General features: G+C 45.5%; 14 protein-coding genes. 11 read left to right on the top strand and 3 right to left on the bottom strand.

Annotation, left to right across the window (positions count from 1 at the left end; translation table 11 throughout):
• Nucleotides 1–368 precede the first annotated feature (368 nt).
• From rho to MKY62_RS19630, 5 genes are all read left to right on the top strand, one after another.
• Nucleotides 369–1,652, top strand: a complete 1,284-nt coding sequence (gene rho, locus MKY62_RS19650) for a transcription termination factor Rho (RefSeq protein WP_003186053.1) — start codon at nt 369–371, stop codon at nt 1,650–1,652.
• A 127-nt stretch (nt 1,653–1,779) separates the two neighbouring features.
• Complete coding sequence (rpmE, locus tag MKY62_RS19645) at nt 1,780–1,980, top strand: 50S ribosomal protein L31 (RefSeq protein WP_003186051.1); 201 nt, start codon at nt 1,780–1,782, stop codon at nt 1,978–1,980.
• 78 nt (nt 1,981–2,058) lie between these two features.
• Nucleotides 2,059–2,643, top strand: coding sequence for a thymidine kinase (locus MKY62_RS19640; protein WP_003186050.1), 585 nt, complete (start codon nt 2,059–2,061; stop codon nt 2,641–2,643).
• 338 nt (nt 2,644–2,981) lie between these two features.
• The gene (malS, locus tag MKY62_RS19635) at nt 2,982–4,685 is read left to right on the top strand and encodes an oxaloacetate-decarboxylating malate dehydrogenase (protein ID WP_003186049.1); all 1,704 of its coding nucleotides are present in this window, start codon (nt 2,982–2,984) and stop codon (nt 4,683–4,685) included.
• A 178-nt stretch (nt 4,686–4,863) separates the two neighbouring features.
• Entirely contained in the window at nt 4,864–5,820 is a 957-nt protein-coding gene (locus MKY62_RS19630) for an AEC family transporter (RefSeq protein WP_003186048.1), read from the top strand.
• A 54-nt stretch (nt 5,821–5,874) separates the two neighbouring features.
• Here the strand turns inward: MKY62_RS19630 and racA are convergent, their stop codons facing one another.
• Complete coding sequence (gene racA, locus MKY62_RS19625) at nt 5,875–6,435, bottom strand: chromosome-anchoring protein RacA (RefSeq protein WP_003186047.1); 561 nt, start codon at nt 6,433–6,435, stop codon at nt 5,875–5,877.
• A gap of 136 nt (nt 6,436–6,571) precedes the next feature.
• Nucleotides 6,572–6,955 carry a VOC family protein gene (locus MKY62_RS19620; protein WP_003186045.1) on the bottom strand — a complete coding sequence of 128 codons (384 nt, stop codon included), beginning with the start codon at nt 6,953–6,955 and terminating at the stop codon, nt 6,572–6,574.
• A gap of 135 nt (nt 6,956–7,090) precedes the next feature.
• Between MKY62_RS19620 and prfA the strand changes: the two genes are divergently transcribed.
• Nucleotides 7,091–8,161 (top strand): peptide chain release factor 1, encoded by a 1,071-nt coding sequence (gene prfA / locus MKY62_RS19615; RefSeq protein ID WP_003186043.1) that lies wholly within the window; start codon nt 7,091–7,093, stop codon nt 8,159–8,161.
• 2 nt (nt 8,162–8,163) lie between these two features.
• Complete coding sequence (gene prmC / locus MKY62_RS19610; RefSeq protein WP_003186041.1) at nt 8,164–9,030, top strand: peptide chain release factor N(5)-glutamine methyltransferase; 867 nt, start codon at nt 8,164–8,166, stop codon at nt 9,028–9,030.
• Nucleotides 9,031–9,362: 332 nt separating this feature from the next.
• Here prmC and MKY62_RS19605 read toward each other — a convergent pair whose 3' ends face one another.
• Nucleotides 9,363–10,352, bottom strand: a complete 990-nt coding sequence (locus MKY62_RS19605; RefSeq protein ID WP_003186038.1) for a LacI family DNA-binding transcriptional regulator — start codon at nt 10,350–10,352, stop codon at nt 9,363–9,365.
• A gap of 106 nt (nt 10,353–10,458) precedes the next feature.
• On the opposite strand from MKY62_RS19605, the gene MKY62_RS19600 reads away from it, so the two are divergent.
• The 4 genes from MKY62_RS19600 to MKY62_RS19585 all read left to right on the top strand — a co-directional run bounded on the left by MKY62_RS19600 (nt 10,459) and on the right by MKY62_RS19585 (nt 14,928).
• A complete protein-coding gene (locus tag MKY62_RS19600) occupies nt 10,459–11,772 on the top strand; it encodes an aminotransferase class I/II-fold pyridoxal phosphate-dependent enzyme (RefSeq protein ID WP_003186036.1) in 1,314 nt (437 codons plus the stop codon).
• Nucleotides 11,759–12,607 carry an HAD-IIB family hydrolase gene (locus MKY62_RS19595; RefSeq protein WP_003186034.1) on the top strand — a complete coding sequence of 283 codons (849 nt, stop codon included), beginning with the start codon at nt 11,759–11,761 and terminating at the stop codon, nt 12,605–12,607. The genes MKY62_RS19600 and MKY62_RS19595 overlap by 14 nt, the downstream gene beginning before the upstream one ends.
• 13 nt (nt 12,608–12,620) lie before the next feature.
• The gene (locus tag MKY62_RS19590) at nt 12,621–13,667 is read left to right on the top strand and encodes a Gfo/Idh/MocA family oxidoreductase (protein ID WP_003186031.1); all 1,047 of its coding nucleotides are present in this window, start codon (nt 12,621–12,623) and stop codon (nt 13,665–13,667) included.
• Between the two features lie 76 nt (nt 13,668–13,743).
• Nucleotides 13,744–14,928 carry an MFS transporter gene (locus tag MKY62_RS19585; RefSeq protein ID WP_003186030.1) on the top strand — a complete coding sequence of 395 codons (1,185 nt, stop codon included), beginning with the start codon at nt 13,744–13,746 and terminating at the stop codon, nt 14,926–14,928.
• Nucleotides 14,929–14,994 lie beyond the last annotated feature (66 nt).

Here is a 14,994-nt window from a genome sequence, read left to right as displayed (position 1 = left end):
ACGGCTTTTCTTCTTCATGTCAAGGCATTTTTCAAAACAGGGTCATCTCTATCAATTTCATGTCAAATCATAAATGAAGTTGAATATGTACGACAAATGAGGTAAAACTAAAGAGTGCTGCGAAATTTTCTGCACATGCTGGTTCCTAGAGAAAACCAAAATCCTGCCGCATCTATCAGATATGCGATTATCTTCTCTTGTTAAGTCCTCGCTTCTTTCTCGACTCATACTTATAATCCTTTTCAATACGTCGATATATATGGGTAGAAGCGTTGCCGGTAAAACGAATCGGCAGTATACATTAATCGTCTTTCGTGAAATTGATGAGACAAAGTAAATTATTCGATTAGAAAAGAGTGGTGTTCTTAGTGAAAGATGTATCCATTTCATCTTTGGAAAATATGAAATTAAAAGAGCTGTATGAGCTTGCAAGGCATTATAAAGTCTCTTATTACAGCAAACTGACAAAAAAGGAACTGATTTTTGCCATTCTGAAAGCAAACGCCGAACAGGAAGATCTGCTGTTCATGGAAGGCGTATTGGAAATCATCCAGTCCGAAGGGTTCGGCTTTCTCAGACCGATCAACTACTCGCCTAGTTCAGAGGATATCTATATTTCCGCCTCACAAATCCGCCGTTTTGATTTGAGAAACGGTGATAAAGTGTCCGGAAAGGTCCGCCCTCCAAAAGAAAACGAACGGTATTACGGCCTGCTGCACGTTGAAGCGGTTAACGGCGACGATCCTGAATCAGCAAAAGAACGCGTGCACTTTCCGGCATTAACGCCTCTTTATCCAGATCGCCAGATGGTGCTTGAAACGAAGCCGAATCACCTGTCAACACGGATCATGGACATGATGGCGCCGGTCGGCTTTGGACAGCGCGGTCTGATCGTCGCTCCGCCTAAAGCGGGTAAAACCATGCTCTTGAAAGAGATCGCGAACAGCATCACAACCAATCATCCGGAAGCGGAGCTGATCGTGCTTCTTATCGATGAAAGACCTGAGGAAGTGACCGACATCGAACGTTCGGTTGCAGGAGACGTTGTCAGCTCAACGTTTGACGAAGTTCCTGAAAACCATATCAAGGTGGCCGAGCTTGTATTGGAACGTGCAATGAGGCTTGTTGAGCATAAAAAGGACGTTATCATTTTAATGGACAGCATTACAAGGCTTGCCCGCGCCTATAACCTTGTCATTCCGCCGAGCGGCAGAACATTGTCCGGGGGAATCGATCCCGGCGCTTTCCACCGTCCAAAGCGTTTCTTTGGAGCAGCCCGCAACATTGAAGAGGGCGGCAGCTTAACGATCCTGGCGACCGCTCTCGTCGACACGGGCTCGCGGATGGATGACGTCATCTATGAGGAATTTAAAGGAACAGGGAACATGGAGCTTCATCTTGACCGTTCTCTTGCGGAAAGAAGAATCTTTCCTGCCATTGATATTCGCCGTTCGGGTACGCGTAAAGAAGAGCTTCTCGTTCCGAAAGAGCACCTTGATCGTCTGTGGTCAATCCGGAAAACGATGTCTGACACGCCTGACTTCGTCGAGAAATTCATGAGAAAAATGAAAAAGACGAAAACGAATCAGGAGTTTTTCGATATTCTGATCCAGGAATGGAAACAAGCCAATATGTCTGCTGCAAGGCGCTGATTTAAAACTTTAGTTTGCAAAACGTCCGAATCGCTGTTATAATTCTATCATGTGCGTTCCGGAGGTTTTGCCCCGGAATAATAACTCTGTTTCCGAATTGGATTCAGGGCGGAAGGAGATGACAGACATGAAAGCAGGAATTCATCCTGAGTTCAAAAAAGCAACAGTCAAATGCGCTTGTGGAAACGAATTTGAAACAGGTTCAGTAAAAGAAGAGGTACGCGTTGAGATTTGTTCTGAATGCCATCCGTTCTACACTGGCCGCCAAAAATTCGCTTCTGCTGATGGTCGTGTTGATCGCTTTAACAAAAAATACGGTCTTAAGTAATAATAGATATGATAAACAGGCAGGGATTCTTCTTGCCTGTTTTTTACTTGCAATAATTGCTGGAGAGGAGTTAGTTGGATGTACATCATGAAGCAAAGCGGCTGGCTTGAACTCATATGCGGAAGCATGTTTTCGGGCAAATCAGAGGAGCTCATCCGCCGGATCAAAAGGGCGACGTTTGCGAAGCAGGAAGTCAAAGTGTTTAAACCAGCCATTGATAATCGCTACAGCAGCGAATCGGTTGTATCGCATAATGGGACATCCATTGTGTGCCATGCCATCGCATCTCCGGAAGAAATTTTTCAATACATAAGCAAAGAAACGGATGTCATCGGCGTCGATGAAGTGCAGTTTTTTGACGAAACGATTGTCGGCACGTTAACTTCTCTGGCTGATCAGGGCTACCGTGTGATTGCAGCAGGCCTTGATTTGGATTTCCGGGGCGAGCCTTTCGGCGTCGTGCCCGATCTGATGGCTTTAGCGGAAACGGTGACCAAGCTGCAAGCCGTGTGCTCTGTCTGCGGATCTCCAGCCAGCCGCACGCAGAGGCTGATCAATGGAAAACCTGCTTCTTATGACGATCCGGTCATTTTGGTTGGGGCCTCCGAAGCATATGAAGCGCGCTGCCGCCACCATCATGAAGTGCCTGGAAACCCGAAATGAAATCGGAAAAACATATAGATTTTCACTCGAAAACACTTGGTAAAAACAAGTGTTTTTTTTATTGAATCCTTTTTGCGGGAATTAATGTAATTAAAAAACTTAATTAAGAATACGAAAAAATTAACTAATTTTCATCGCTTGAATTTTGACAAAAGCAGGCATAAAATGACTTACTGTAGTCAGTAAAAAGTAAATAGGTTTTAGGAAATGTTCAGTTTTTTGTCAAAAAACGCGCGTTACATATTTGACAAATCTACATGTGTAAAAAGGCAAATATTCTATATTGTTTACCGTATTTATTTCACTTCATTAACATTTTAAGAAAGAAGGTAATTAGTGTGAACAACATGAGAAGAACGAAGGAAGGACATTTGGAGACTTCTTTGCGGGGTAAAGACGTTCTTTCCATTCCAACGCTAAATAAAGGTGTTGCATTTTCTCTTGAAGAAAGAAAGAACCTCGGTCTAGAAGGGCTTCTGCCGCCGACTGTTCTCAGCCTTGATCAGCAGGCAGAACGGGCTTACGAACAATTTTCCCGTCAACCTGACAGACTTCGCCAAAACGTATATTTGAACGATCTGCAAAACAGAAACGAAGTGCTTTTCTATAAATTATTGCAAAACCACCTGCGTGAAATGCTTCCGGTTGTCTATACGCCTACTGTCGGCGAAGCGATTCAGGAATACAGCCACGAATACCGCAGACCGCACGGCGTTTACTTGTCAATCGATGATATGGACGGAATCGAAACGGCTTTTAAAAACCTGCAGGCGTCTGCTGATGACATCGATTTGATCGTCGCTACAGATTCCGAAAGCATTTTGGGGATCGGCGACTGGGGCGTCGGAGGCATCAATATTGCGATTGGTAAGCTTGCAGTATATACGGCGGCAGCGGGAATCGATCCGAGCCGCGTTATCCCGGTCGTACTGGATGTCGGAACGAATAATGAAAAACTGCTAAACGATCCGCTCTATATCGGAAACCGTCATCCGCGTGTAGAAGGCGAGCGCTATGAACAATTTATCGACGCTTATGTCGAAACAGCATTGAAGCTTTTCCCTAACGCGCTTCTACACTGGGAAGATTTCGGAAATAAAAATGCCCGCAATATCATGAGTAAATATAACCATAAAATTGCAACATTTAATGATGATATTCAAGGAACAGGGGCTATCACGCTGGCTGCGATTTTAGCAGCTGTCAAAAAGACCGGCACGTCTTTGAAAGACCACCGGGTCGTCATCTTCGGACCTGGTTCTGCTGGTATAGGAATCGCTGACCAAATCCGCGACACCATGGTGCTTGAAGGGCTTTCAGAAGAAGAAGCCAACCGTGCATTCTGGACAGTCGATTACAGAGGATTATTAACGACAGGCATGGATCAAATCATGGATTTCCAAGAACCGTATTTGCGCGATACGGAAGAAGTGAAAGATTGGAAACGCAATGAAAAGGGAGAGATTTCCTTTGAGGAAGTCATCCGTCAAGTGAAGCCTACGATCCTGATTGGTACATCAGGTGTTGCCGGCGCCTTTAGTGAAGAAATCATCAAAGAGATGGCGGCTCATACTGAGCGTCCTGTGATTCTGCCGATGTCAAATCCGACACATCTGGCCGAAGCTGTTCCTGAAGACTTGTTCAAATGGACGGACGGAAAAGCGCTTGTGGCGACGGGAAGCCCGTTTGAAGCTGTTGAGTACAATGGCGTGAAACACGAAATCGGACAATCCAATAACGCTTTTGTATTCCCTGGATTAGGCCTGGGTACAATCGTTGCGAAAGCGAAAGTCATCACAAACGGCATGTTTGCTGCATCTGCCAACGCGGTCGCGAACATGGTGGATCATGAAAAGCCGGGTGCAGGTCTTCTGCCGAAAATCGACGACCTGCAAGACGTATCCGTTCAAGTGGCGATCGACGTTGTAAAAGCTGCCATTAAAGACGGCGTGGCCCAAGTTCAGCCTGAAGATGTCGAAAAGGCTGTCCGCGAAGCCATGTGGCGTCCGGAGTATAAAACAATTGTTGCAAAACAAGACTAATATTAGGTTCTGAGGAAACGATAAAAGAAACGGCAGCCCGGGTGCGGATGTTTTGTCACCGGGCTGCACCAATCAAATTTGAAAAAAATGGGATCGGCGGCTGTGTAACAGGGCGACCGCGTTTATCAGCCGCCGTTAATACGTCCCTGAAAGGGACAACATAGAGGAGGAAACAGCCTTGAGCTTTTTAAATATTTTAATCCTCCTTGCGCCAATATTTTTTGTTATTGCGCTGGGATGGTTTGCGGGTCACTTTGGAAGCTATGATGCTAAATCAGCAAAAGGGGTAAGTACGCTCGTAACGAAATACGCGCTTCCGGCCCACTTTGTATCAAGCATTTTGTCAACGCCAAAAGATAAGTTTTACAGCCAGATTCCGCTTATGATTTCATTGGTAATCGGTATCGTTGGATTTTACGTTATTATTTTGCTTCTTTTACGATTTTTGTTTAAATACGATTTAACAGATGCTTCAATGTTCTCATTGAACTCAGCACAGCCGACATTCGCCTTTATGGGTATTCCTGTATTGGGCAGCCTGTTCGGCATGCAGGAAGTTGCGATTCCAATCGCGATTACGGGAATTGTCGTAAATGCGATGCTTGATCCTCTTGCGATCATCGTCGGAACCGTCGGCCGTTCTTCAAAAAAACAAACGGAAACGACGGACAGCATTTGGAAGGTGACAGGAAAATCAATTTTACACGGTTTGTCTGAACCGCTTGCTTTTGCACCGCTTGCAAGTATCATTCTTGTGTTATTCGGTCTGCAAATTCCTGAATTGCCGCAGAAAATGCTTGATATGCTCGGAGATACGACTTCAGGAATCGCCCTATTCGCAGTCGGGGTGACTGTCGGAATCCGCAAAATTAAATTCAGTATGCCTGCCTTGAGCATCGCTTTATTAAAAGTCGCTGCTCAGCCTGCTTTAATGTTTGTGATCGCGATGGTCGTCGGCCTTTCTTCTGCCGACATGACAAAAGCGGTTCTGCTCGTGGCATTCCCTGGTTCTGCTGTGGCGGCCATGATTGCTACAAACTTTGAAAGCCAGGAAGCGGAAACGGCATCCGCGTTTGTGATCAGTGCGGTGCTGTCAATTATTTCGCTGCCGATATTGATTGCAATTACAGCTTAAGTAAGAAAAAAGCTTGCAAGAAGCCGTTTATGGCCTTGCAAGCTTTTTTGCGCTTTAAAAAGAGAAGATCGATTTCAATTTGCTCTTCGGTTTTTTTTCTTCTCTTCTGACGGCTGTATCTTTTTCCCGGCGGTTCATGCTTTCCAATTGGCTGATTTTCTGCTCGAGATGCTTGATCTGCTGCCGTTCTTCTTCAAGTTCGCGCCTTTGCTGCAGAAGCTGGTAGGAGACGACATCGTCCGCTTTTTGCTCCAGCTTTCTTTCCAGCTCGGCGATTTTCTTTTGGAGCAGCTCGCGTTCAAGCTGTTCATGCTCTAAAAAACGCTGCAGCCTTTCTTCGAGCCGCTCATTCAATTGCAGTGCAGGCTCTTTCGTTTGAATCATTTCGTTTTTCTTGATGAAGAAGGTTTTTTTCGGGCGTTTGACCGTGACATCCTGCATAGGCGTACCGTTTTTCAACTGCTCTTTTACTTCTTTTAAAATGGCGATATCGTCTTCCGTGAAAAAGTAGTGGCCAAGCTCATTTCGGGAAGCGGGCAGTTGCAGCTGCTTGACCCAACGCTGCACCGTTTTGGTTGAAACCCCCAGTTCATTTGCCGCATCAGCAGTATTCATAAGATACCTCCTTTTAACCTGTAACTGTTCATTAAAAAGGGTATTCGACCTGAATGAAAAGGCCTCCTTCCTGTTAGACAAAAGAAGAAGGGATTCGGCAAAGAAAGCGGTTTTTCCCCAGAGGGTGCAGCCGTTGCTATGCTTCGTAAAGCTCTAAAGGCAGGCCGTCCGGGTCGGAGAAGAACGTATAGCGCTTGCCCGTCCCGGGATCGGTGCGGATCGGTTCAGCAGTGATGCCTTTTTGCTTGAGCTCCTTGACGGTCTGGTCAAGATCGGCCACCGTGAAAGCCAAATGGCGGAGTCCGGCAGCTTCGGGTCTGGTAAGGCGTGCGGGCGGATCCGGAAAAGAAAACAGTTCGATGACATAGCGGCCGTTTAATGAGAGGTCCAGTTTATATGATTCCCGATCCTTTCTGTACGTTTCGCTCAGAATCTCAAGTCCGAGCTTGTCGGCATAGAATGTTTTGGATGCTTCATAATCCGAGCATATGATGGCGATGTGATGAATCGATTCCAGCATTGAGTCAAGCTCCTTTTTTCTTAAAAGTATAGCAAAAAGACGCGGCTGCTGCCGATAACGGCGAAGTTGTTTTGACGGGGAAGAGTCCCTATACTATAATTAGAATGTTACGCACAGCAAACAGAGGTGAATAGCGTGTTAGACCGTTTAAAATCGATAGAGGACCGGTACGAAAAATTAAATGAACTATTAAGCGATCCGGAGGTTGTCAACGATCCGAAGAAGCTTAGAGAATATTCGAAAGAACAATCTGATTTACAGGAAACAGTTGAAGTATACAGACGTTATCGTAGCGCGTCGGAACAGCTGAGCGATGCTAAAGCGATGCTTGAAGAAAAGCTTGACTCCGACATGCGCGAGATGGTGAAAGAGGAGATTTCCGAACTGCAGGAAGAAATCGAGTCGCTCACAGATCAGCTGAAGGTATTGCTGATCCCTAAAGATCCGAATGATGACAAAAACGTTATCATGGAAATCCGCGGCGCAGCGGGCGGAGAAGAGGCCGCTTTATTTGCCGGCAACCTTTACCGCATGTACAGCCGCTACGCAGAGCTCCAAGGCTGGAAAACAGAAGTGATGGAAGCGAATATGACAGGTACAGGCGGATATAAAGAGATCATTTTTATGATCAATGGGAACGGCGCATACTCAAGGCTGAAGTATGAGAACGGCGCACACCGCGTACAGCGCGTTCCAGAGACCGAATCCGGCGGGCGCATCCATACATCCACGGCAACGGTAGCCTGCCTGCCTGAAGCGGAAGAGGTAGAAGTCGATATACATGAAAAAGACATTCGCGTCGACACCTTCGCATCGAGCGGTCCGGGAGGGCAAAGCGTCAATACGACGATGTCAGCCGTCCGTCTGACCCACCTTCCGACAGGTGTTGTCGTGTCTTGCCAGGATGAGAAATCTCAGATCAAAAACAAAGAAAAAGCGATGAAGGTTCTGCGCGCGCGAATTTACGACAAATTTCAGCAGGAAGCTCAGGCTGAATATGATCAAAACCGGAAATCCGCCGTCGGAACAGGAGACCGCTCTGAGCGCATCCGCACGTATAACTTTCCGCAAAACCGCGTTACCGATCACAGGATCGGCTTGACGATCCAAAAGCTCGACCAAATCCTTGAAGGCAAGCTTGATGAAGTGATTGACGCCCTGATTGTAGAGGATCAGGCAAGCAAGCTTCAGCAGGCGGAGAGCTAAACATGAAAACAATTTTTGAAGCCCTCAGGTGGGCTTCTTCTTATTTGACGGAAGCGGGAAGAGACCGGAATGCCGCGGAAATTTTGCTGACAGATCAGCTGAACATCGACCGCAGCAAACTGTTGGCAAGCTTCCATGATGTCATATCAGAGTCTGATTTTGCGAGGTTTAAAAAATCTGTCGAGCTTCATCATCAAGGAGTGCCTGTTCAATATATCACCGGAAAAGAGTCCTTTTACGGAAGGGAATTTTCGGTAAATGAACACGTTCTGATTCCGCGTCCTGAAACAGAGGAAGTCGTTGAAGCTGTCCTTTCCGAAGCGGAAAGAGTTTTTCACGGGACAGATCGTCTTAAAGCTGTCGATGTCGGTACAGGAAGCGGGGCGATTGCAGTGACCCTTGCGCTTGAGAGCCCGCGTTTTTCCGTCACGGCGACGGATATTTCGGAACAAGCTTTAAGTACCGCAAGACACAACGCTGACCGGCTTGGGGCGAAAGTGGATTTCCTCTGCGGTGATTTGCTTGAACCGCTTATCGCGCGACAGAAGAAAGCTGATGTCATCGTTTCGAATCCACCTTATATATCCGAGGAAGACATGAGGACGCTGTCAGATGTCGTCCGTCTCCATGAACCCGCCGGGGCTTTAACGGACGGTGCTGACGGATTGCAGTTTTATAAGCGTTTCATGAAGGAAATTCCATCTGTCATCGCAGATCAGGCACTGGTGGTGTTTGAAATCGGCTGGACTCAGGGGAATGCCGTTAAAGACATGTTTCACCGGTTCTTTCCTGATGCTGACGTGCGGGTGAAGAAAGATCTTAATGGAAAAGACCGCATCGTCTGCGCGGTAATTGAACAACATAGTTAAAAGTGACTCCAAAAGTTAGACAATAAAATGTCATGAAACAGTTTAACTGGCATGATTCCGGTATTGTACCAGGCTCATGCCTTTTCATTTGATCTTGATCCGTTTATGCCCTTCATTCCCCGCAAATTACCCTTTAGTTCCTCAGCTGTAAATTTAGCCATTAGAAAACTGCGCCTCCAATTGTTAAGTGTGTCGAACAAAAGGGGGGCGGCTCAAATTCCCGGTGGAAAATAGGAACCGCAGCCTTGACCGTTCTGGCGGCGTGCTTTACCATTTTTTAACAAAATTTTTATCTGAATAAAATAAAAAATAGTTCAAGATTAATATATATACTAAACAGATTGTCTTATTTTTAATGCAGGGGACAGTGTCACGACATCCCTCTGTAAGCCGCTTTCCCCATTCAGAAGGTTTACCATTGCACATACGGCTTTTTGAGCCAGCTCTTCAACAGGTATATCGATTGTCGTGATTTCCGGATCGGTCACCTCACAGATCGATTGATTGTCATATCCAAGCACTGCAAGCTGCTTTGGCACTTCATATTGATAATATCGGGCCCTTTTAATAATTCCTGCGGCCACTTGGTCGTTTCCCGTAAAAATGGCGGTCGGCTTTTCGGACATGTTGTGGATCTGGTCCATAATGCGGAAGCCGTCATGAATGGTAAATGCGTGGCTGAACATCCACTTCTCCTGGAAACGCAAACCTGCATCAGACAATGCTTTCATAAACCCTTCTTTTCTCATAATCTGGGCCTTGCTGTGTATCGTGTCACAGCAAAAGGCCATTAAATGATGCCCTTTTTGAATAAAAAGCTCCGTTCCTTTATATCCGGCTTCGAATTCGTCATAGCAGATCACCGGCACGTCCGCTTCGGCGTGGAATTCATTTGCCATAACCACGGGACCGTATTTGACGTATTTTTTGATGTCTTCCCATTCATTTTCAAGGCTGCATAGCATAACGCCGTCGACTTCTTTCCTCTTGAGCAGCTCCAGTACTTTCAGTTCATTCTGCTTTTGATAAAACGTCTGAAACACAATGACTTTGTATTGGTGTTTCAGCGCTTCAGCGGACATATGCTTCATAAGCTGAGCGAAGAAGGGGTGGTCCGCGTGTGGGACAGACACTGCGAGAAACATCGTTTTGTTGGATCTGAGCTTTCGTGCAGACGTGTTCGGGATGTAGTCCAATTTTTCGATGACTTCCAAAACCCGCTTCCTTTTTTCTTCAGATACATAGGGATGATCGTTCAGTACTCTTGAAACAGTTGTTTTTGACACATTACTTAATTTTGCAATTTCGTCAATCGTAGGCATAAAGTCACTTCCTGAAAAAAAGAGTTGTTATGGTATCGATTCCATCATTTAAGATATGTCATGAAATATGACAATTTCCCAAAATAATAAAAATGGGGTGAAATTGATGAAAACCGCAAACGAAAACATGACTTGCACGAGCAAACAGCTATTTGTCCTTCTGAATGATTTGAAGGAAGGAAAGCTCGCTGGTGAATGCCGTATAGACGACACACTGGCCAATCAAAAATTAAAAGAGACATTGCAGCAGGATCAATTCGACATAACCGCCAATTTGCTGAACAGAATGGATTCCCCGCCCTCCAGAGTTGACTTTATGCCGCTTCATCGACTGATCACAGAAGAAGAAGTAGATGACGTGGTTCATGCGGTGAAAGACGTGCTGCCGACCGGGCAATTTACAAGCGGTTTTTATGTTGGCGTATTTGAAGCTGAAATAGCTGCTTTTTTGAGCAAAAAGCATGTCATGGCTTCATCCAGCGGAACCGATGCCATGATTGTCGCGCTGAAGGCTGCGGGTGTTGGACAAGGTGATGAAGTCATTATGCCTGCAAACAGCTTTGCTGCAACAGAAAACGCCGTGCTCGCAGCTGGAGGCACTCCGATTTTCTGCGATATTGACCCTGTTACATTTTGCATGGATCCTTCAGAAATTGAAGCATGTGTCACTTTGAAAACGAAATGCATTTTGCCTGTACACCTTTATGGAAAGCTGCCTGACATGGAAGCCATTGCAAAAACCGCTGATAAATACGGCATCCCGATTATTGAAGACGCCTGCCAGGCGATCGGCGTTTCCGATCTGGGAAAAAACAGCCTTTGCTCCATATTAAGCTTCAATCCGTATAAAAATCTCGGCACTTGCGGAAAAGCCGGCGCAATTGTGACGGATGATCCATCATTTGCATCCGCATGCATGGAATATATGTATCACGGCTTTGAACTGAATCAAAAAAATAAAAAGGCGGCTGACTACGGCTTTAACGCTAAGATTGATAATCTGCAAGCCGCTATTGGACTGGCAAGGATGAAATATCTTTCTTTAAATAATCTGAAGCGCTTATATTTAGCAGATCGTTATATTGCGCATTTGCAGCAGTATGAAGACAGAGGTCTGATCAAATTGCCTCAAATGACCGATGATCATGTATGGCATTTGTTTACAATTAAAATACTAAACGGAAATCGTGACCAAGTCAAAGATATGATGCTTAAATTTCATAATGTCCAAACAGATATATACTACCCGATTTTATCCCATCATCAAAACACACCACTTGTAAAAGCCAATTATCGGCACACATCACTGCCGGTCACTGAATCAGTGCATAAACAAATGCTTCAGCTTCCTCTCTATCCGGGGCTCACCGTAGAAGAACAAGACAAAGTAATGGAGGCCTTAATTGATGTCGTATCATGAAACACTTTCTTTTCACACCTTGCAGCAAGTAAACAAGCCGAAGTACGCCGTATTTTGCGATTTTGATGAGACATATTTCGCCCACAGCATCACCGATGAATCGAGAAAAGCGCTCATGGACCTTGAAACATTTATTCATTCGCACCATCTTGATCACAAGATTTTGCTCGGCTGGGTGACCGGGAGCAGCCTGTCATCCGTTCTTGCAAAAATGAAGCGGGGAGGCTTTCGATATCTTCCGCATTTTGTCGCCGGTGACCTTGGCACTGAAATCACTTATTTCTCTGAAGAAGGCCAAGTCTCTGATAAAGATTGGGAAGCCCGATTGCAAGAATCAAATTTCTCCCATGATCTGGTCGAAGAAATCAAGCAGACTCTCTCTAAAAAATATGAGATTGCGCTTGTGCCTCAGACTCAGCATGGCTTTTCCCGCTATAAAATCAACTATTACTATAAATCGTTGGAAGAGAGCACAGATAAGAGGGCGCTTGAAGCCATCAGGCGGCTTGCAAGAGAGCATGGAATAGGAGTAAATATCAATCGCTGCAACCCTTTGGCAGGCGATCCGGAAAACAGCTATGATGTGGACTTTATCCCCTTGCGGACAGGCAAACCGTACATTGTGGATTTTATATTGGATAAATTCGCGATAGAGAGGGAGAATTCATTTGCTTTCGGCGACAGCGGAAACGATGTGGATATGCTAAAAAAAACCGGACATGGTTATCTGGTGGGGAATGCGACAGCAGAAGCCAAGTCGCTCCATTCCCGTATGACAGAAGGCAGCTATACGGCTGGAATTTTAGAAGTGCTAAAAGCCCATATCAAACGATAAGGAGTGTCCTTAGATGAAAATCGGAATTATAGGAGCCGGAGGAATTGCAAAAGCCCATGCGAAAGCTCTTTCAACAGTCAAAGGTGCCGAGCTTTCCGGGTTTTTTGATATCAACTCGCTTGCCTCTCGTAAATGTGCGTTTGAATACGGAGGAACTGCCTTTACCAGTATGCAGGAGCTGTTGAATCAGTCGACGGCAGTCATCGTTTCATCGCCGAACTTTTGCCATAAAGAACATGCGCTTGAAGCGATGGCTGCAGGGAAGTATGTATTGTGTGAAAAACCGATGGCTGTCTCAATGGAAGAAGCGGAGGAGATGAAAAGCAGGGCGTCTCAATCCGCTTATATTCCGATCATGGGCTTCAATTACCGCCATCTCACATTCGTTAAGCGCCTAAAAGATATGATATCCGGCAATGAACTTGGAGATATTTTGTCCATCAATGTCCATTTTAAGAAAAACAGCGCCTTGAGAAGAAAAAAATATACTTGGCGCGATCATTCGAAAAGCAACAAAACGAGCGGGGCATTAGGAGATTTGGGCGTGCATTTAATCGATCTCATACTCTATTTGTTCGACAGCCCGTTTAAACTGGACAGTTTAAAAGTCAAAATGATGACGGTCGTCAAAGAAAAAGAACAAAAACAGGTATATGTTGATGATCATTCAGAAGTATACGGCCAGCTTGAAAATCATGTGTTTGTCAATATGATTACGTCAAAATGCACAAAATCGGATGAGTGCGGCTTCAGCATCGAGGTCAACGGCCAAAACGGCGTATTTTACTATCATTCACGGCAGAAAAATCAGTTTTTGCTGAGGGCCGGATTGACGGAGCAGATGATAACAATGCCGGACACGTGGCTGACAGACCCTGAAAATGAATTTTACGGATGGGCCGATTCCTTCAGAGTTCAGCTGATCCAATGGATGAACGGAATTCGGGATCGCAATTTTGCATCTCTTGCCACTTTTGAAGATGGATACAAGACGCAGTTCTACTTAAATGAATTTTTCAATAAAGGTCAGCAGCTGTCCCTTTCAAAACAAGCAAACTAGCATTGCGAAAGACCCTTGCCGGCTGTGCCACCCAAGCCGCAAGGGTTTTATGGTCTGCAACGAAGGAGTGAGTCTAATGAAAAAAATATTTCTATTCGGCTGTTCGTTTTATTTTCTAGTAGGGGTTATCCATATTCTGCTGGGGAGCCTGTCACCGTACATCATTCAAGAATATCAACGGGATCTTCATGATCTATCCTTCCTGATCTTTTTCCAATTCACCGGTTTTCTAAACGGCGTCCTGCTTGCGCCGATGTTTGTCAGACGCACCTCTCATACGGCTGTATTGACGTTTGGCCTTCTTCTTATTCTCGTTACGCTTTTAGGTGTTTTCCTTTTTGATATGTTCATCTTTTTTGTCATCATGGGATTTTTGCTCGGCTTTGGCGCGGGTACTTTAGAAACGACGATGGGGGCGTATGTGATTGCGCAAGATAAAAATGCGAAAGGGATGAATATTTTAGAGGTTTTTTTCGGATTAGGCGCGCTGCTGTTTCCTTTTCTTATTTATATCCTTACGGAACGATATGCCTGGCATTTCCCCTTGTATGCTTTATTTATCTTCGTTTTTGTGCTCGCGTGTATGTGGGGGGTTTATTTGCGCAGAAAAACCCCCGGCACTGCTTCCGGTCAGATGGCTTATCAGGAAAAACCGACTGTATCAGCCATATTTGAAACCGGAAGGAAAGAAAAAAACATTTTCCTCTTTCTCATATTCGCTTTTGTGTATGCGGGTATCGAGACCAATTTCGCAAACTTTTTGCCGGCGCTGATGCTGGAAAAAGGGGCTGAAGAAATCAGCGTGATCAGCGTCACGTTTTTTTGGACGGGGATGGTATGCGGACGTTTATTGACAAGTATTTTTGGCGGACGCATAACTTCCGTTGCCTTTCTGATCTTCAGCGCCGGAGCCTTGACTGTTTTGCTTTTGATTCTCGCGTGGTTTCCGGTTCATCAAACACAGCTGCTCCTCGTATTTTTCATCGGGCTGTCGGCAGCCGGCATTTTTCCGTGCGCCGTCACTCTTGCCTCGTTGGCTGGAAAGCCTTTTACAGAGGAAATCACGAGTCTTTTCATTTCGTCCGCAAGTCTGGGAGGAGCGCTTCTTTCATTCTTGATCGGCTGGGCGATTGATGCAAGCGCAGCCGCTGTCTTCCCGTTTTTGCTGTTCGGCGGATTGGGGGGCTTGCTGCTGGCGATCAGCGCGGTGATTTTTTTATCCGGCCTGCAAAAAAACAAGCAGAGTCATTTGGATATGTAGATTTATTAGGAAGAGATTACAAGCTTAGTAGGATTTTTTTCAGCAGCCGTTTAAACCGTTCCATCT

It is taken from the genome of Bacillus sp. FSL R7-0646 (genome assembly GCF_037969865.1).
Classification (GTDB): domain Bacteria; phylum Bacillota; class Bacilli; order Bacillales; family Bacillaceae; genus Bacillus; species Bacillus licheniformis.
This window is presented reverse-complemented; position numbering and strand designations above follow the sequence as displayed.